The sequence below is a fragment of the Cytobacillus sp. QJM3NY_8 genome (genome assembly GCF_056173585.1).
The window spans coordinates 98,613-117,683 of record NZ_CM149681.1 but is presented as its reverse complement, the minus strand read 5'-3'; the positions used below and the strand labels follow the sequence as shown (position 1 = coordinate 117,683).

The 19,071-nt window shown below is 48.2% G+C and carries 8 protein-coding genes, 9 tRNA genes and 5 rRNA genes; all 22 read right to left on the bottom strand.

Annotation, left to right across the window (positions count from 1 at the left end; genetic code table 11):
- Positions 1-12: 12 nt before the first annotated feature.
- Complete coding sequence (ispD, locus tag AC0VZ9_RS00590; protein ID WP_019382776.1) at positions 13-699, bottom strand: 2-C-methyl-D-erythritol 4-phosphate cytidylyltransferase; 687 nt, start codon at positions 697-699, stop codon at positions 13-15.
- A gap of 85 nt (positions 700-784) precedes the next feature.
- Entirely contained in the window at positions 785-1,873 is a 1,089-nt protein-coding gene (locus AC0VZ9_RS00585; protein WP_019382775.1) for a PIN/TRAM domain-containing protein, read from the bottom strand.
- A gap of 227 nt (positions 1,874-2,100) precedes the next feature.
- Positions 2,101-3,174: a DNA integrity scanning diadenylate cyclase DisA gene (gene disA / locus AC0VZ9_RS00580; RefSeq protein WP_009336517.1), complete on the bottom strand. Its 1,074-nt coding sequence runs from the start codon at positions 3,172-3,174 to the stop codon at positions 2,101-2,103.
- A 2-nt stretch (positions 3,175-3,176) separates the two neighbouring features.
- On the bottom strand, positions 3,177-4,556 hold the full coding sequence (gene radA / locus AC0VZ9_RS00575) for a DNA repair protein RadA (RefSeq protein WP_009336516.1): 1,380 nt from the start codon (positions 4,554-4,556) through the stop codon (positions 3,177-3,179).
- 313 nt (positions 4,557-4,869) lie between these two features.
- Complete coding sequence (gene clpC, locus AC0VZ9_RS00570; RefSeq protein ID WP_071157973.1) at positions 4,870-7,320, bottom strand: ATP-dependent protease ATP-binding subunit ClpC; 2,451 nt, start codon at positions 7,318-7,320, stop codon at positions 4,870-4,872.
- Between the two features lie 4 nt (positions 7,321-7,324).
- Complete coding sequence (locus tag AC0VZ9_RS00565) at positions 7,325-8,404, bottom strand: protein arginine kinase (protein WP_009336512.1); 1,080 nt, start codon at positions 8,402-8,404, stop codon at positions 7,325-7,327.
- Between the two features lie 2 nt (positions 8,405-8,406).
- Entirely contained in the window at positions 8,407-8,955 is a 549-nt protein-coding gene (locus AC0VZ9_RS00560) for a UvrB/UvrC motif-containing protein (RefSeq protein WP_009336510.1), read from the bottom strand.
- 23 nt (positions 8,956-8,978) lie between these two features.
- The gene (locus tag AC0VZ9_RS00555; RefSeq protein WP_009336509.1) at positions 8,979-9,440 is read right to left on the bottom strand and encodes a CtsR family transcriptional regulator; all 462 of its coding nucleotides are present in this window, start codon (positions 9,438-9,440) and stop codon (positions 8,979-8,981) included.
- Positions 9,441-9,949: 509 nt separating this feature from the next.
- A 5S ribosomal RNA gene (gene rrf, locus AC0VZ9_RS00550) occupies positions 9,950-10,066 on the bottom strand.
- Positions 10,067-10,144: 78 nt separating this feature from the next.
- Positions 10,145-13,080, bottom strand: a 23S ribosomal RNA gene (locus AC0VZ9_RS00545).
- A 206-nt stretch (positions 13,081-13,286) separates the two neighbouring features.
- Positions 13,287-14,836, bottom strand: a 16S ribosomal RNA gene (locus AC0VZ9_RS00540).
- 163 nt (positions 14,837-14,999) lie between these two features.
- Positions 15,000-15,075, bottom strand: a tRNA-Ala gene (locus AC0VZ9_RS00535).
- A gap of 8 nt (positions 15,076-15,083) precedes the next feature.
- Positions 15,084-15,160, bottom strand: a tRNA-Pro gene (locus AC0VZ9_RS00530).
- A 5-nt stretch (positions 15,161-15,165) separates the two neighbouring features.
- Positions 15,166-15,242 (bottom strand) — tRNA-Arg (locus AC0VZ9_RS00525).
- A gap of 15 nt (positions 15,243-15,257) precedes the next feature.
- A tRNA-Leu gene (locus tag AC0VZ9_RS00520) sits at positions 15,258-15,346 on the bottom strand.
- A 7-nt stretch (positions 15,347-15,353) separates the two neighbouring features.
- Positions 15,354-15,428 (bottom strand) — tRNA-Gly (locus AC0VZ9_RS00515).
- 8 nt (positions 15,429-15,436) lie between these two features.
- A tRNA-Leu gene (locus tag AC0VZ9_RS00510) sits at positions 15,437-15,521 on the bottom strand.
- Positions 15,522-15,536: 15 nt separating this feature from the next.
- Positions 15,537-15,612 (bottom strand) — tRNA-Lys (locus tag AC0VZ9_RS00505).
- Between the two features lie 143 nt (positions 15,613-15,755).
- Positions 15,756-15,831: transfer RNA gene (locus AC0VZ9_RS00500), tRNA-Thr, on the bottom strand.
- Positions 15,832-15,839: 8 nt separating this feature from the next.
- Positions 15,840-15,915, bottom strand: a tRNA-Val gene (locus tag AC0VZ9_RS00495).
- Positions 15,916-15,924: 9 nt separating this feature from the next.
- Positions 15,925-16,041 (bottom strand): 5S ribosomal RNA (rrf, locus tag AC0VZ9_RS00490).
- Between the two features lie 78 nt (positions 16,042-16,119).
- Positions 16,120-19,055 (bottom strand): 23S ribosomal RNA (locus tag AC0VZ9_RS00485).
- Together the 16S, 23S and 5S rRNA genes with 9 tRNA genes alongside form the textbook arrangement of a ribosomal RNA operon.
- Positions 19,056-19,071: the final 16 nt, after the last annotated feature.

The following is a 19,071-nucleotide window of genomic DNA, read 5'->3' as shown; positions in this document are numbered from 1 at the left end:
ATACAATCTCCTTTATATATGACTTCTTTTCTTTATAATTGCTTCCGCAAAATAAATATCTTCTGGTGTAGTCAGCTTAATATTATCGTAACTTCCTTGAACAATCACCACTTCATTGCCTAAACGCTCCACAAGGCTGGCATCATCTGTTCCCAGGAAGCCGTCTTCCTCGGCCTTGCGGTGTGCCTCAAGCAGGGAAGAAACACGAAAGGCCTGTGGAGTTTGAACAGCCCACAGGCAGGAACGTTCAAGTGTTTCTGTAATTAAATTTCCGTCAGCTTTTTTAACTGTATCCTTCAGCGGTACTGCAAGAACAGCAGCTCCTTTTTCCCATGCTGCTTTCACCAGCGGCTGCAGTAAATCCCGGGTAATAAAAGGGCGGGCAGCGTCATGAACCAGCACCACTTGCTCACCCGAAGCCGCCTTGGCCGCATTATAGACGCTATGCTGCCTTTCCTGCCCGCCTTCTGCCATAGCGGCCACTTTCGTAATCTGATGCTCTTTTAACAGAATGCGTATTTCTTCCTCATCCTGAGGATTGATTGCCAGATAAATGCCCGTGCATTCCGGGTCACTTTCAAAAACTCTTAACGTATGTATAAACACAGGGACATTCCCGATTTCCAGGAGAAGCTTATTCTTTCCGGCTCCCATTCTTTTCCCCTGCCCGGCCGCCGGGAGAATCACTTGATAATTCATATTATGGCTCCTATCTTTTAAAAAAGCAGGAAAAAGGCAGGGAAAGCAATCTCCCTGCACATTCTGTCCTACTTTCTATCATACATTATAAAGCTTTTTCCAGAAGCTTAGGTTTTGCAAAGATCATTCGTCCGGCTGATGTCTGCAGAACACTTGTGACAAGAACATCGATATGTTTGCCAATATAATTTCTGCCTTCTTCCACTACAATCATCGTGCCGTCGTCCAGATAAGCAATTCCCTGATTCTGTTCCTTGCCGTCCTTAATAACCTGTACCTTCATTTCTTCGCCTGGAAGCACAACCGGTTTGACGGCATTTGCCAGGTCATTAATATTGAGGACTGCCACTTTTTGCAGTTCACATACCTTGTTTAAGTTAAAGTCATTGGTCACAACGACGCCATTCGTTAGCTTAGCCAGCTTCACGAGCTTGCTGTCCACCTCTTGGATTTCTTCAAAATCGCCTTCATAGATTTCCACATTAATCGAAAGCTCTTTTTGGATCCGATTCAGTATATCCAGACCCCGTCTGCCGCGGTTGCGCTTTAATACATCTGAAGAATCAGCAATGTGCTGAAGCTCTTCGAGTACAAACTGAGGAATGACAATCGTACCTTCCAGAAAGCCCGTCTGACAGATATCAGCAATGCGGCCATCGATAATAACGCTGGTATCAAGAATCTTGAGTGAGTTTTTGGGTGCAGCTTCAGGTTCGGGTTCTTCTTCACTGCTCTTCTTTTTCTTGCTTGAAATTAAACTTAAAAGCTCATCCCGCTTTTTAAAGCCCACCTGAAATCCTAGATAGCCGAACAGGAGCGTCAGAACAATCGGAGCAACGGTATTCAGAATCGGGACCTCAATCGCATTTAATGCATATCCGATTAAAAAGGCAATGACTAATCCAAAAACCAGGCCGACACTTCCAAAAATAATATCTGTTATAGGTACTTTTACCAGTGATTCTTCTGCCCATCTCACGAAATTGACGACATGATCAACCGCCCAAAAAGTTAAAAGATAAAAAATAATAGCACCTAAAATGGCGGACACATATGGATTATTTAAAAGAGGAATGTCATCTAAACTGATTAATTTTAATAAGTCAGGAATCAAAAATATACCCAGCGTTACCCCGATAATAAGGAAGCATGCCTGTACAATACGTTTTAACATTCCGTCACCTCCTTTTAATCATTATAAACAAATTCACAAAATTGAAACCCTGAATCCGGGGGATTTTCAATTTTTCCCTAATAATTATTTCACGATAGTAAAAAAACGTCTTTATACTGCTTAAATTTTTACTTCTACACACTTTAAGGGTAGCACCATTGGCAATAAACTGTCAAATAATTAACTTATCATTTTAGCATAACTAATTACATAGTTCAATGGTCTCTTTATAGCTGACGGTCCGCAAAAACCTGCTCTTTTATGAGCTTAAGTCCTTCTTTAATTTTTCTGGCCCTTACCTCTCCGATTCCTTCTACCTCATCGAGCTCCTCTACTGTCGCCGTGATGATATTCGGAAATTCTTCAAACCGGTTAATCAGATTGTCGATAATAATCGGCGGAAGGCGGGGAACTTTATTCAGCATGCGGTAGCCGCGGGGGCATTTGAATTCTTCCGTATGAATATACCCATTGTAGCCAAGAAGCTTAAGAATGACAGAGTCTTCGAGCATTTCCCCTTTTGATAGCTCCTGAAGCTTAACAATTGCATCCCTTGAGTCGATGTCCCTGGATTGAGCATAGTCTTTTATAATCCATTCTGCTTCTCGTTCAAGCTCCATCAGCAGCTCATTCATCTGGAGCCGAATCAGCCTTCCTTCAGTACCCAGTTCACTTAAGTAGGTGAGCAGTTCATTTTTAATGCGCAGAACCATTTCGATATTATGAAAAACATGCAGGATGTCACTGTATGTAACAAGCTCTTCAAATTCCAGGATACTAAGGTTGCCGATGCTCTGTTCAAGAACGACCTTATACTTTTCAAGAGTCTGCACGGCTACATTCGCCTTAGTTAAAATGACGCCAATATCACGAAGGGCATAGCGTGAATGGCCTTTATAAAGGGTAATGACATTTCGTCTCTGGGAAATGGCAATCACTAATGCGCCTGTTTGCCTGGCAACCCGCTCAGCCGTCCGGTGCCGCATGCCCGTTTCGGTTGAAGGTACACCAGGATCGGGAGCCAGCTGAGCATTAGCAATGAGAATCTTGTTCCCTTCTTCATTTAAAATAATGGCTCCATCCATCTTGGCCAGTTCATACAAATAGCTTGGCGAAAATGGGCAATTGATTTGGAACCCGCCATCAACAAGGTTACTCAACTTTTCCTTTGATCCCAATACAATCAGCCCGCCTGTATTAGCGCGAAGAACATTATCAATCCCTTCCCTGATAGGCGTACCCGGAGCCATGAACCGAAGGATTTCACTCATCGTTTTTTCGCCCATTTTTTTAGTCTCCATCTTTATCCCCCTAACGCAGCCTTAAGAGCTTCACCGACCGAACTTACTCCGATTAGTTCAATTCCTCCCGGTGCGCTCCAGCCGCCAAGATTGTTCGCCGGCAGGATAACCCGCTCAAAACCCAGCTTGGCTGCCTCCTGCACTCTTTGTTCTATTCTTGATACTCTCCTGACCTCTCCTGTGAGTCCTACTTCTCCGATGATGCAGTCTGTTGCCTTTGTTGGCTTATCCCGAAAGCTTGACGCAATACTCACAGCAATGGCCAGATCAATAGCCGGTTCATCAAGCTTCACTCCGCCAGCCACTTTTAAGTATGCATCCTGATTTTGCAGGAGCATCCCGACCCGTTTTTCCAAAACCGCCATCAGGAGCGGAACCCGGTTATGATCAATTCCTGTCGCCATTCGTCTTGGATTTCCAAAGCTTGTTGGAGAAATCAGCGCCTGAATTTCAACCAGGACTGGCCTCGTTCCTTCCATAGAAGCAACGACTGTTGAACCGGCAGCTCCCTGTGACCGCTCTTCCAGGAAAATTTCTGACGGGTTAGCCACTTCCTCAAGCCCAAATTCCTTCATTTCAAAAATGCCCATCTCGTTTGTTGAGCCAAATCTGTTTTTCACTGCCCGCAGGATCCGGTATGTATGATGGCGTTCACCCTCAAAGTACAAAACCGTATCAACCATATGCTCCAGAAGTCTTGGACCGGCAATGGACCCTTCCTTTGTAACATGCCCTACGATAAAAATGGCAATTCCCTTCGTTTTGCCGATGCGCATTAGCTCAGCGGTACATTCCCGGACCTGAGAAACGCTGCCAGGCGCTGATGTCACTTCAGGATGAAAGATCGTCTGAATGGAGTCTATAATGACAAAGTCAGGACTCACTGAATCAATTGTTCTGCTGATTTCATCAAGGCTGGTTTCCGAGTAAACAAGCAGATTGTCTGAAGAAACACCTAAGCGGTCAGCACGCAGCTTCGTCTGACGCATGGATTCTTCCCCTGATATATAAAGAACAGAATGCTTCCTGTTCGCCAGCTGTGATGACACTTGAAGAAGAAGCGTTGATTTCCCGATGCCCGGATCTCCCCCAATAAGAACAAGGGAACCTCTAACGATTCCTCCCCCAAGGACACGGTTTAATTCTATTAAATCGGTATGTATGCGTGGTTCGCTGACTGTTTCAATGGATGTAATCGGTGTAGCTTTCGCCGCTATGGCAGAGCCCTGTGAATGAGCAAAAGCGCCCCTTCTCGTTGAAGCAGGCTTCTCCACCTCTTCCACCATCGTATTCCACTGTCCGCATCCCGGACATTTCCCCATCCACTTCGGTGATTCATAGCCGCATTCCTGGCACATGAATTTCGTTTTTCTTTTAGCCATACTTCTTCCCCTCTCTGTACACATTCATCCAGCCGTATTAAAGGAAATCTTAATATTACCGGCCTTGCATGAAAGAACCAGTGATGACAGAAGTACGGTTTACTTCCTATTCCCTTTTCCAACGGGTCTTAAAATGTTTTTGTCCTGATATCTCTTTCTCTCTTAAAATTAACATAAAACGGCAGAATAAACCTCTTTTAAGGCTGTAATGAAAAAATGGGCTGATAGAGTACAAAAAGGTACACGTATAACAGGGACGTGTACCTTTTTGCTGTGTAAAATCTATTGATGCTTTATTAGGGGTTCGTTAACCTTATTTCTGAAGATTTGCTGTTCCGCTTGGTTCAGCCGTTTTCACAACAAATTCTCCATCCTTTACATCGATTACCACGGATTGCCCGGTTAGGACTGTGCCCTTTAACAGCTCTTCGGATAAGCGGTCTTCAATATGCTTTTGAATAGCCCGGCGAAGCGGACGTGCACCGTACTCAGGATCATAACCCTCAACCGAGATTTTTTCTTTGGCTGCATCCGTCAATTCCAGTGTAATATCCTGTTCCTTCAATCGTTTCGTTAAAGTGTCAGACATCAGCGAAACAATTTCCTGAAGATGCCTTTTCTCCAATGCATGGAAAACGATGATTTCATCGATACGATTCAGGAATTCCGGTCGGAAGGACTTTTTCATCTCCTCCATTACTTTTCCTTTCATATCTTTGTAATCCTGTTCCCCATCCTGGATGTTAAAACCAACGTATTTGTTCCGCTTAAGTGCTTCAGCACCTACATTGGATGTCATAATCAGAACGGTATTGCGGAAATCAACGGTTCTGCCCTTAGAGTCTGTTAATCTTCCGTCTTCCAATACCTGTAAAAGGATGTTGAATACATCAGGATGTGCCTTTTCAATTTCATCCAGCAGCACAACAGAATATGGCTTTCTGCGGACTTTTTCGGTTAACTGCCCGCCTTCTTCATATCCTACATAGCCCGGAGGTGAACCTACCAGACGGGATGTAGAGTGTTTCTCCATGTATTCTGACATATCGATGCGGATCATCGCATCCTCGTCACCGAACATCGCTTCTGCTAATGCACGGGCTAGCTCCGTTTTACCTACACCAGTCGGCCCAAGGAATACAAATGAGCCAATCGGGCGCTTCGGATCTTTAAGGCCTGCACGGGCACGGCGGACTGCCTTCGAAATGGCCTTAACCGCTTCTTCCTGTCCGATTACACGGGAATGAAGAATTTCTTCCAGGTTCAGAAGCTTTTCTGTTTCTGTTTGGGCCAGCTTCGATACAGGGATTCCAGTCCAGCTGGCCACAACATTGGCGATGTCCTCAACCGTCACTTCACTGTTCTCTTTGCCCTGCTTTTCTTTCCATGTTTTCTTCGTTTCTTCAAGCTGTTCGCGCAGGCGCTGCTCTGTATCTCTTAAGGAAGCCGCCTTTTCAAATTCCTGACTTTGAACGGCAGCATCTTTCTCTTTCCTTACATCCTCGAGTTTAACCTCCAGCTCTTTCAGGTTTGGAGGGGTAGTATAAGATCGAAGTCTTACCTTCGAACCCGCTTCGTCAATTAAATCAATCGCTTTATCTGGAAGGAAGCGGTCTGAGATGTAGCGGTCTGATAGTTTTACAGCCGCTTGAATGGCTGCATCCGTAATCGTCACGCGATGGTGTGCCTCATAACGGTCACGAAGACCTTCAAGAATCTGTACTGATTCTTCCGCAGTAGGCTCATCAACCGTAATAGGCTGGAATCTTCTTTCAAGTGCCGCATCCTTTTCAATGTATTTTCTGTATTCATCAAGAGTTGTTGCACCTATGCACTGAAGTTCACCGCGTGCCAGAGAAGGCTTTAAGATGTTGGAAGCATCTATCGCCCCTTCTGCTCCGCCTGCACCTATTAATGTATGAAGCTCGTCAATGAATAAAATAATGTTTCCGGCCTGCCTGATTTCATCCATTACCTTCTTCAGGCGGTCTTCAAATTCACCGCGATACTTCGTTCCAGCTACAACTGTACCCATATCAAGCGTCATAACCCTTTTATCACGAAGAGTCTCCGGCACTTCGTTATTAATGATCTGCTGTGCCAGGCCTTCTGCAATGGCTGTTTTACCTACACCAGGCTCACCGATCAAAACCGGGTTGTTTTTCGTCCTGCGGCTTAATACTTCGATTACGCGCTGAATTTCTTTGCTTCGCCCAATAACCGGATCCAGGCTTCCTTCTCTGGCAATAGCAGTCAAGTCACGTGCCAATCCATCCAGTGTCGGTGTGTTCGCATTGGCTGCGGACCCTCCCTGATGGCTGCCGGACTCATTGCTGCCTAATAGCTGAAGCACTTGCTGACGCGCTTTATTGAGGCTGACTCCTAGGTTATTCAACACTCTCGCTGCCACGCCTTCGCCCTCGCGGATCAGGCCAAGCAGGATATGCTCTGTTCCTACATAGGAATGGCCAAGCTTTCTTGCTTCGTCCATGGAAAGTTCAATAACTTTCTTGGCACGCGGTGTATAGTGAATGGTCTGGGAAGCATCCTGCCCCCTGCCGATTAAATTCTCAACCTCTTTTTGGATCTTATCAGAGCCGAGGCCTAAAGCATACAAAGCTTTTGCAGCAATGCCTTCACCTTCGCGTACAAGCCCCAGCAGAATATGCTCTGTTCCGATGTTGTTATGTCCTAAACGGATTGCTTCCTCCTGTGCTAAAGCCAATACTTTTTGAGCTCTTTCCGTAAATCGTCCGAACATCATATTTTCATCCTCCCAACTCTTGATCTTCCATTTTTAATCTTTCCCTGATTAATGAAGCCCTGCGGATATCGCGTTCATGCGGTCTCAGCGGCCCGCCTGCATATTGCTGCAGGAATCCGGGCTGTGTCAGGATCATCAGCTCATTCAATATATTTTTTGATATGTTTTTAATGTACTTCATATCAATCCCCAGGCGAACATCAGACAAGCATTGTGCTGCTTCCTTTGATTCAATGATCCGGCTATTTGATAAAATGCCATAAGAGCGGAAGACTCTGTCTTCTAATTGTATGTTAGAAGTCTTTGCTAATGCTTCCCTTGCCGATCTTTCCTGAGAAATCAGCTGGCTGACAACGCTTTTCAGATCCTCTGCGATATCCTCTTCTGATTTTCCGAGAGTGATCTGATTTGAAACTTGAAAGATGTTACCTAAAGCTTCGCTGCCCTCCCCGTAAATTCCTCTAACAACTAAACCAAGCTGGTTAATTGCCGGAATAATCCGGTTCATTTGCTGTGTGAGAACGAGGCCCGGCAAATGCATCATAACCGATGCCCTGAGCCCTGTACCTACATTTGTGGGACAGCTTGTTAAAAAGCCAATATTTTCATCAAATGCATAATCGGCTTCTTCCTCCAGCCAATCATCAATTTCATTCGCCATACTTAAGGCTTCAGAAAGCTGAAACCCCGGAAACAGGCATTGAATCCTTATATGGTCTTCTTCATTAATCATGATGCTGACTTCTTCATTTTCAGAAAGAAGGCAGGCACCATAAGTTGAATTCTCAGCAAGATGGGGACTGATCAGATGCTTTTCCATCAGCACTCTTTTTTGAAGAGGCTGAAGGCGATCCATTAATAAAAGCTCCATTTCCCCAAGTTTCGAAAAAGAAGAATGCTCCACCCTCGCCTTTATTTTTTCAATGACTGCTTCTGCTTCTTCATTTGAAAATAAAGTGGGGAATTTATATTGCTTTATATTGCGGGCAAGCCTGATTCGTGAACTTAATACAATATCGGAATCAGGACCTTCCGCACTCATCCAGGAGCTAATAGCTTGATTCATGAAACGTTCCAGCGACAAGCTTACTCCCCTCCCTTTTGATCGGCATTGAGCTGCTTTTCCAATTTCCTTATTTCGTCCCTCAATTCTGCCGCTCTTTCAAACTCTTCTTTGGCAATCATTTCTTTTAAATTGTTTTTTAAATCATCAATATTCCTTCGCAAGTGAATGGTTCCCCCGATTCGCGCAGGAATTTTTCCGCTGTGTGAGAAATTCCCGCTGTGTAGCCTTCTAAGAATAGGGTTCAATTGATCTTTAAAGGTCTCATAGCAGTTGGCGCATCCAAAGCGGCCTACTTTAATAAACTGCTGAAAGGTGAGGGAACATTGTTCACACTGCAGGACTTTCTCCTGCTGAAAAGCGTCCTGGCCCGATTCCTGAAAGGCAGGCTGAATATTCAGAAGACCAGCAAGCAAGTTATTTATTGAAAAACCAGACCCGCTGCCCAGCATAAACATTTCACCTTTTTCCTGTGCGCATTTCTCGCAAAGATGAAACTCTGCTTTCTCGCCATTTACAACCTTTGTAAAATGCAGCGTGGCCGGCCTTTGGTTACATTCCTGACAAATCATGACGTCACCTCTCCAGCTCACTACTATTTATATTTCAAAGTGGTTAACATTGCCTTAAGCATTCTTGCCCTCAGCTCATCCCTGAATGGAAGATCAATATACAGAACAGAGCGGTCTATAACACTAAGCATTATTTTAGCTTCCCTATGTGTTATAATCTCTTCTTCTACCAGACGGTAAATGACATTCTCTGCACTGCTCTGGGCAATCCTGCTTTGAACCAATGATATTAACTGGTCAATTAAATCAGCATGGTCATAGGACTGGACTTTCATAATCCGGATGAAGCCCCCGCCTCCCCGCTTACTTTCTACTGCATAGCCTTTCTCAATCGTGAAACGGGTGTTGATCACATAATTGATCTGAGAAGGAACACACTGGAACTTATCAGCAATTTCACTTCTTTTAATTTCCACGATTTCCCTTTCGCTCTTCTCTAAAACCTGTTTTAGATAATTTTCAATTATGTCGGATATATTCCTCACCAGGCCTCCCCCTATCTGACTTTGACTATATTTGACATTAATTATACATGATTTATGTAATTTCTTGCAATTGGCGGGTATTAATAATTTTCCCCCATTTTTTGACTTCCCAAACCTGAAAATGGAAGTTAATGTCGATAACAATATATTTTTGATTGGGCGGGTTTGTGCTTGGATGGGAGAAGTTTTTTTGGAGGCTGGGAAGTGTTTTGCGCTTGATTGCCAGATGGACAGATGATATGGTTAGCTGTCCTGGCTTGATGTTCGGTCGGAATAGAGAGATGGAATCCTGCAGAATGGCTGAATGAACCTGCTGAATGCCCTGATTCTGGATTCTATGAAGCTGCGATGCAGTTAGCGATACTTTTATCTAGCATGAATTGAGCTTTATGAAGTAAACTCACATTTAGCTCAATTTCCCACTAAAAAGCAGAGTCCAAATAAGAAATTTGTATTCAATAAATCTCCAGACATACAAAAAAGAGCACCCATCAGGTGCTCTTTCATATGCCCGGCAGCGTCCTACTCTCACAGGGGGACAGCCCCCAACTACCATCGGCGCTGAGAAGCTTAACTTCCGTGTTCGGTATGGGAACGGGTGTGACCTTCTCGCTATCGCCACCGGACTATGTAATTGAAGAAACTTCGTTCCCTCAAAACTAGATAATGCATGAAGAAGCATTTGCCGAGTATTCACCAATGACTTGGTTAAGTCCTCGATCGATTAGTATCAGTCAGCTCCACATGTCGCCACGCTTCCACCTCTGACCTATCAACCTGATCATCTTTCAGGGATCTTACTAGCTTGACGCTATGGGAAATCTCATCTCGAGGGGGGCTTCATGCTTAGATGCTTTCAGCACTTATCCCTTCCGCACATAGCTACCCAGCGATGCCTTTGGCAAGACAACTGGTACACCAGCGGTGCGTCCATCCCGGTCCTCTCGTACTAAGGACAGCTCCTCTCAAATTTCCTGCGCCCACGACGGATAGGGACCGAACTGTCTCACGACGTTCTGAACCCAGCTCGCGTACCGCTTTAATGGGCGAACAGCCCAACCCTTGGGACCGACTACAGCCCCAGGATGCGATGAGCCGACATCGAGGTGCCAAACCTCCCCGTCGATGTGGACTCTTGGGGGAGATAAGCCTGTTATCCCCGGGGTAGCTTTTATCCGTTGAGCGATGGCCCTTCCATGCGGAACCACCGGATCACTAAGCCCGACTTTCGTCCCTGCTCGACTTGTAGGTCTCGCAGTCAAGCTCCCTTGTGCCTTTACACTCTGCGAATGATTTCCAACCATTCTGAGGGAACCTTTGGGCGCCTCCGTTACTTTTTAGGAGGCGACCGCCCCAGTCAAACTGCCCACCTGACACTGTCTCCCGCCCCGATAAGGGGCGCGGGTTAGAATTTCAATACAGCCAGGGTAGTATCCCACCGACGCCTCCACCGAAGCTGGCGCTCCGGCTTCTCAGGCTCCTACCTATCCTGTACAAGCTGTACCAAAATTCAATATCAGGCTACAGTAAAGCTCCACGGGGTCTTTCCGTCCTGTCGCGGGTAACCTGCATCTTCACAGGTACTATAATTTCACCGAGTCTCTCGTTGAGACAGTGCCCAGATCGTTACGCCTTTCGTGCGGGTCGGAACTTACCCGACAAGGAATTTCGCTACCTTAGGACCGTTATAGTTACGGCCGCCGTTTACTGGGGCTTCGATTCAAAGCTTCGCTTGCGCTAACCTCTCCTCTTAACCTTCCAGCACCGGGCAGGCGTCAGCCCCTATACTTCGCCTTGCGGCTTCGCAGAGACCTGTGTTTTTGCTAAACAGTCGCCTGGGCCTATTCACTGCGGCTCATCAGGGCTATTCACCCTAATGAGCACCCCTTCTCCCGAAGTTACGGGGTCATTTTGCCGAGTTCCTTAACGAGAGTTCTCTCGCTCACCTTAGGATTCTCTCCTCGCCTACCTGTGTCGGTTTGCGGTACGGGCACCTTTTCCCTCGCTAGAGGCTTTTCTTGGCAGTGTGGAATCAGGAACTTCGGTACTAAATTTCCCTCGCCGTCACAGCTCAGCCTGTGTGGTAACGGGATTTGCCTCGTTACCGGCCTAACTGCTTGGACACGCTAATCCAGCAGCGTGCTTACCCTATCCTCCTGCGTCCCCCCATTGCTCAAACGGTAAAGAGGTGGTACAGGAATATCAACCTGTTGTCCATCGCCTACGCTTTTCAGCCTCGGCTTAGGTCCCGACTAACCCTGAGCGGACGAGCCTTCCTCAGGAAACCTTAGGCATTCGGTGGATGGGATTCTCACCCATCTTTCGCTACTCATACCGGCATTCTCACTTCTAAGCGCTCCACCAGTCCTTGCGGTCTGGCTTCAACGCCCTTAGAACGCTCTCCTACCACTGACATCGTAAGATGTCAATCCACAGCTTCGGTGATACGTTTAGCCCCGGTACATTTTCGGCGCGGAGTCACTCGACCAGTGAGCTATTACGCACTCTTTAAATGGTGGCTGCTTCTAAGCCAACATCCTGGTTGTCTAAGCAACTCCACATCCTTTTCCACTTAACGTATACTTTGGGACCTTAGCTGGTGGTCTGGGCTGTTTCCCTCTTGACTACGGATCTTATCACTCGCAGTCTGACTCCCATGGATAAGTCTTTGGCATTCGGAGTTTGTCTGAATTCGGTAACCCGATGGGGGCCCCTAGTCCAAACAGTGCTCTACCTCCAAGACTCTTACTACATGAGGCTAGCCCTAAAGCTATTTCGGAGAGAACCAGCTATCTCCAAGTTCGATTGGAATTTCTCCGCTACCCACACCTCATCCCCGCACTTTTCAACGTGCGTGGGTTCGGGCCTCCATCCAGTGTTACCTGGACTTCACCCTGGACATGGGTAGATCACCTGGTTTCGGGTCTACGACCACATACTCATTCGCCCTATTCAGACTCGCTTTCGCTGCGGCTCCGTCTCATCAACTTAACCTCGCATGTAATCGTAACTCGCCGGTTCATTCTACAAAAGGCACGCTATCACCCATTAACGGGCTCTAACTACTTGTAGGCACACGGTTTCAGGATCTCTTTCACTCCCCTTCCGGGGTGCTTTTCACCTTTCCCTCACGGTACTGGTTCACTATCGGTCACTAGGGAGTATTTAGCCTTGGGAGATGGTCCTCCCTGCTTCCGACGGGATTTCTCGTGTCCCGCCGTACTCAGGATCCACTCTGGAGGGAACGAAGTTTCAACTACAGGGCTTTTACCTTCTCTGGCCGGCCTTTCCAGACCTGTTCATTTACCTCGTTCCTTTGTAACTCCGTGTAGAGTGTCCTACAACCCCAAGAGGCAAGCCTCTTGGTTTGGGCTAATCCCGTTTCGCTCGCCGCTACTCAGGGAATCGCGTTTGCTTTCTCTTCCTCCGGGTACTTAGATGTTTCAGTTCCCCGGGTCTGCCTTCTATACCCTATGTATTCAGGTAAAGATCCTATCCCATTACGGATAGGGGGTTTCCCCATTCGGAAATCTCCGGATCAAAGCTTACTTACAGCTCCCCGAAGCATATCGGTGTTAGTACCGTCCTTCATCGGCTCCTAGTGCCAAGGCATTCACCGTGCGCCCTTTCTAACTTAACCGTATTTGACGGGTTCATCGAAGATGAACAGCATCAAAGGTTTTTAACTCTATTTAACATAGAGAGAATTTACTAAAATGGCGATTACTCGGTTATTGCTTCTTCATTAACATTATCTAGTTTTCAAAGAACGAATCTTTCATTGAGAGATTGAACTCTCAAAACTGAACGAACAAAACACGTCACGTTTCATGTAAATATCCTTAGAAAGGAGGTGATCCAGCCGCACCTTCCGATACGGCTACCTTGTTACGACTTCACCCCAATCATCTGTCCCACCTTAGGCGGCTGGCTCCAAAAGGTTACCCCACCGACTTCGGGTGTTACAAACTCTCGTGGTGTGACGGGCGGTGTGTACAAGGCCCGGGAACGTATTCACCGCGGCATGCTGATCCGCGATTACTAGCGATTCCGGCTTCATGCAGGCGAGTTGCAGCCTGCAATCCGAACTGAGAATGGTTTTATGGGATTCGCTTAACCTCGCGGTCTCGCAGCCCTTTGTACCATCCATTGTAGCACGTGTGTAGCCCAGGTCATAAGGGGCATGATGATTTGACGTCATCCCCACCTTCCTCCGGTTTGTCACCGGCAGTCACCTTAGAGTGCCCAACTGAATGCTGGCAACTAAGATCAAGGGTTGCGCTCGTTGCGGGACTTAACCCAACATCTCACGACACGAGCTGACGACAACCATGCACCACCTGTCATCCTGTCCCCCGAAGGGGAACGCCCTATCTCTAGGGTTGTCAGGAGATGTCAAGACCTGGTAAGGTTCTTCGCGTTGCTTCGAATTAAACCACATGCTCCACCGCTTGTGCGGGCCCCCGTCAATTCCTTTGAGTTTCAGCCTTGCGGCCGTACTCCCCAGGCGGAGTGCTTAATGCGTTTGCTGCAGCACTAAAGGGCGGAAACCCTCTAACACTTAGCACTCATCGTTTACGGCGTGGACTACCAGGGTATCTAATCCTGTTTGCTCCCCACGCTTTCGCGCCTCAGCGTCAGTTACAGACCAAAGAGTCGCCTTCGCCACTGGTGTTCCTCCACATCTCTACGCATTTCACCGCTACACGTGGAATTCCACTCTTCTCTTCTGCACTCAAGTTCCCCAGTTTCCAATGACCCTCCCCGGTTGAGCCGGGGGCTTTCACATCAGACTTAAGGAACCGCCTGCGCGCGCTTTACGCCCAATAATTCCGGACAACGCTTGCCACCTACGTATTACCGCGGCTGCTGGCACGTAGTTAGCCGTGGCTTTCTGGTTAGGTACCGTCAAGGTACCGGCAGTTACTCCGGTACTTGTTCTTCCCTAACAACAGAGTTTTACGATCCGAAAACCTTCATCACTCACGCGGCGTTGCTCCGTCAGACTTTCGTCCATTGCGGAAGATTCCCTACTGCTGCCTCCCGTAGGAGTCTGGGCCGTGTCTCAGTCCCAGTGTGGCCGATCACCCTCTCAGGTCGGCTACGCATCGTTGCCTTGGTGAGCCGTTACCTCACCAACTAGCTAATGCGCCGCGGGCCCATCTGTAAGTGATAGCCGAAACCATCTTTCAGCTTTCCCTCATGTGAGGGAAAGAATTATCCGGTATTAGCCCCGGTTTCCCGGAGTTATCCCAGTCTTACAGGCAGGTTGCCCACGTGTTACTCACCCGTCCGCCGCTGACTTCAGGGAGCAAGCTCCCATCTGTCCGCTCGACTTGCATGTATTAGGCACGCCGCCAGCGTTCGTCCTGAGCCAGGATCAAACTCTCCATATAAGAGTTGATTAAGCTCATAAGTTGTCTTTTCAAAAAAGACTAAAGATTTAACGTTGACGTTTTTGTTCGTTCAGTTTTCAAAGATCAATCCGCCGCTTGAGGCGACTTTATTATCTTATCAGGTTTAAACACCTGAGTCAATAACTTTTTTTGAAAGTTTTTTTGGTGGAGCCTAGCGGGATCGAACCGCTGACCTCCTGCGTGCAAAGCAGGCGCTCTCCCAGCTGAGCTAAGGCCCCAATATTAATGGTCGGGAAGACAGGATTCGAACCTGCGACCCCTTGGTCCCAAACCAAGTGCTCTACCAAGCTGAGCTACTCCCCGTAATATGGCGCGCCCGAGAGGAGTCGAACCCCTAACCTTTTGATCCGTAGTCAAACGCTCTATCCAATTGAGCTACGGGCGCAATATAAAATTAAAATGGTGCCGAGGACCGGAATCGAACCGGTACGGTAGTCACCTACCGCAGGATTTTAAGTCCTGTGCGTCTGCCAGTTCCGCCACCCCGGCATAAAAATGGAGCGGAAGACGGGATTCGAACCCGCGACCCCCACCTTGGCAAGGTGATGTTCTACCACTGAACTACTTCCGCTTAAAGAATGGTGCGGGTGAAGGGAGTCGAACCCCCACGCCTTGCGGCGCCAGATCCTAAGTCTGGTGCGTCTGCCAATTCCGCCACACCCGCAATATGAAATTAAAATGGTGAGCCATGAAGGACTCGAACCTTCGACCCTCTGATTAAAAGTCAGATGCTCTACCGACTGAGCTAATGGCTCATAATTTTATGAGAATTCCTAAAGCCTGTTATGTGCAGTCAGATGTTCCAAAGCTAAACGCTTTGTCACAGATTGCTATTCAGATGAAGAAATTCACTGATGCTGCAATCTGCTCTACCGACTGAGCTAATGGCTCGTTGAAATGGTGCCGGCGAGAGGACTTGAACCCCCAACCTACTGATTACAAGTCAGTTGCTCTACCAATTGAGCTACACCGGCAAGTTGTATGGTGGAGGATGACGGGATCGAACCGCCGACCCTCTGCTTGTAAGGCAGATGCTCTCCCAGCTGAGCTAATCCTCCATAATATACGCCCGGCAGCGTCCTACTCTCACAGGGGGACAGCCCCCAACTACCATCGGCGCTGAGAAGCTTAACTTCCGTGTTCGGTATGGGAACGGGTGTGACCTTCTCGCTATCGCCACCGGACTATGTAATTGAAGAAACTTCGTTCCCTCAAAACTAGATAATGTATGAAGAAGTATTTGCCGAGTATTCACCAATGACTTGGTTAAGTCCTCGATCGATTAGTATCAGTCAGCTCCACATGTCGCCACGCTTCCACCTCTGACCTATCAACCTGATCATCTTTCAGGGATCTTACTAGCTTGACGCTATGGGAAATCTCATCTCGAGGGGGGCTTCATGCTTAGATGCTTTCAGCACTTATCCCTTCCGCACATAGCTACCCAGCGATGCCTTTGGCAAGACAACTGGTACACCAGCGGTGCGTCCATCCCGGTCCTCTCGTACTAAGGACAGCTCCTCTCAAATTTCCTGCGCCCACGACGGATAGGGACCGAACTGTCTCACGACGTTCTGAACCCAGCTCGCGTACCGCTTTAATGGGCGAACAGCCCAACCCTTGGGACCGACTACAGCCCCAGGATGCGATGAGCCGACATCGAGGTGCCAAACCTCCCCGTCGATGTGGACTCTTGGGGGAGATAAGCCTGTTATCCCCGGGGTAGCTTTTATCCGTTGAGCGATGGCCCTTCCATGCGGAACCACCGGATCACTAAGCCCGACTTTCGTCCCTGCTCGACTTGTAGGTCTCGCAGTCAAGCTCCCTTGTGCCTTTACACTCTGCGAATGATTTCCAACCATTCTGAGGGAACCTTTGGGCGCCTCCGTTACTTTTTAGGAGGCGACCGCCCCAGTCAAACTGCCCACCTGACACTGTCTCCCGCCCCGATAAGGGGCGCGGGTTAGAATTTCAATACAGCCAGGGTAGTATCCCACCGACGCCTCCACCGAAGCTGGCGCTCCGGCTTCTCAGGCTCCTACCTATCCTGTACAAGCTGTACCAAAATTCAATATCAGGCTACAGTAAAGCTCCACGGGGTCTTTCCGTCCTGTCGCGGGTAACCTGCATCTTCACAGGTACTATAATTTCACCGAGTCTCTCGTTGAGACAGTGCCCAGATCGTTACGCCTTTCGTGCGGGTCGGAACTTACCCGACAAGGAATTTCGCTACCTTAGGACCGTTATAGTTACGGCCGCCGTTTACTGGGGCTTCGATTCAAAGCTTCGCTTGCGCTAACCTCTCCTCTTAACCTTCCAGCACCGGGCAGGCGTCAGCCCCTATACTTCGCCTTGCGGCTTCGCAGAGACCTGTGTTTTTGCTAAACAGTCGCCTGGGCCTATTCACTGCGGCTCATCAGGGCTATTCACCCTAATGAGCACCCCTTCTCCCGAAGTTACGGGGTCATTTTGCCGAGTTCCTTAACGAGAGTTCTCTCGCTCACCTTAGGATTCTCTCCTCGCCTACCTGTGTCGGTTTGCGGTACGGGCACCTTTTCCCTCGCTAGAGGCTTTTCTTGGCAGTGTGGAATCAGGAACTTCGGTACTAAATTTCCCTCGCCGTCACAGCTCAGCCTGTATGGTAACGGGATTTGCCTCGTTACCGGCCTAACTGCTTGGACGCGCTAATCCAGCAGCGCGCTTACCCTATCCTCCTGCGTCCCCCCATTGCTCAAACGGTAAAGAGGTGGTACAGGAATATCAACCTGTTGTCCATCGCCTACGCTTTTCAGCCTCGGCTTAGGTCCCGACTAACCCTGAGCGGACGAGCCTTCCTCAGGAAACCTTAGGCATTCGGTGGATGGGATTCTCACCCATCTTTCGCTACTCATACCGGCATTCTCACTTCTAAGCGCTCCACCAGTCCTTGCGGTCTGGCTTCAACGCCCTTAGAACGCTCTCCTACCACTGACATCGTAAGATGTCAATCCACAGCTTCGGTGATACGTTTAGCCCCGGTACATTTTCGGCGCGGAGTCACTCGACCAGTGAGCTATTACGCACTCTTTAAATGGTGGCTGCTTCTAAGCCAACATCCTGGTTGTCTAAGCAACTCCACATCCTTTTCCACTTAACGTATACTTTGGGACCTTAGCTGGTGGTCTGGGCTGTTTCCCTCTTGACTACGGATCTTATCACTCGCAGTCTGACTCCCATGGATAAGTCTTTGGCATTCGGAGTTTGTCTGAATTCGGTAACCCGATGGGGGCCCCTAGTCCAAACAGTGCTCTACCTCCAAGACTCTTACTACATGAGGCTAGCCCTAAAGCTATTTCGGAGAGAACCAGCTATCTCCAAGTTCGATTGGAATTTCTCCGCTACCCACACCTCATCCCCGCACTTTTCAACGTGCGTGGGTTCGGGCCTCCATCCAGTGTTACCTGGACTTCACCCTGGACATGGGTAGATCACCTGGTTTCGGGTCTACGACCACATACTCATTCGCCCTATTCAGACTCGCTTTCGCTGCGGCTCCGTCTCATCAACTTAACCTCGCATGTAATCGTAACTCGCCGGTTCATTCTACAAAAGGCACGCTATCACCCATTAACGGGCTCTAACTACTTGTAGGCACACGGTTTCAGGATCTCTTTCACTCCCCTTCCGGGGTGCTTTTCACCTTTCCCTCACGGTACTGGTTCACTATCGGTCACTAGGGAGTATTTAGCCTTGGGAGATGGTCCTCCCTGCTTCCGACGGGATTTCTCGTGTCCCGCCGTACTCAGGATCCACTCTGGAGGGAACGAAGTTTCAACTACAGGGCTTTTACCTTCTCTGGCCGGCCTTTCCAGACCTGTTCATTTACCTCGTTCCTTTGTAACTCCGTGTAGAGTGTCCTACAACCCCAAGAGGCAAGCCTCTTGGTTTGGGCTAATCCCGTTTCGCTCGCCGCTACTCAGGGAATCGCGTTTGCTTTCTCTTCCTCCGGGTACTTAGATGTTTCAGTTCCCCGGGTCTGCCTTCTATACCCTATGTATTCAGGTAAAGATCCTATCCCATTACGGATAGGGGGTTTCCCCATTCGGAAATCTCCGGATCAAAGCTTACTTACAGCTCCCCGAAGCATATCGGTGTTAGTACCGTCCTTCATCGGCTCCTAGTGCCAAGGCATTCACCGTGCGCCCTTTCTAACTTAACCTACTTCGGCCGCTGAT

Coding starts and splice junctions, on each gene's coding strand:
- ispD (WP_019382776.1), bottom strand. CDS start 699: ATGAATTATCAAGTGATTCTCCCGGCGGCCGGGCAGGGGAAAAGAATG.
- radA (WP_009336516.1), bottom strand. CDS start 4,556: ATGGCTAAAAGAAAAACGAAATTCATGTGCCAGGAATGCGGCTATGAA.
- disA (WP_009336517.1), bottom strand. CDS start 3,174: ATGGAGACTAAAAAAATGGGCGAAAAAACGATGAGTGAAATCCTTCGG.
- AC0VZ9_RS00560 (WP_009336510.1), bottom strand. CDS start 8,955: ATGATTTGTCAGGAATGTAACCAAAGGCCGGCCACGCTGCATTTTACA.
- AC0VZ9_RS00585 (WP_019382775.1), bottom strand. CDS start 1,873: ATGTTAAAACGTATTGTACAGGCATGCTTCCTTATTATCGGGGTAACG.
- clpC (WP_071157973.1), bottom strand. CDS start 7,320: ATGATGTTCGGACGATTTACGGAAAGAGCTCAAAAAGTATTGGCTTTA.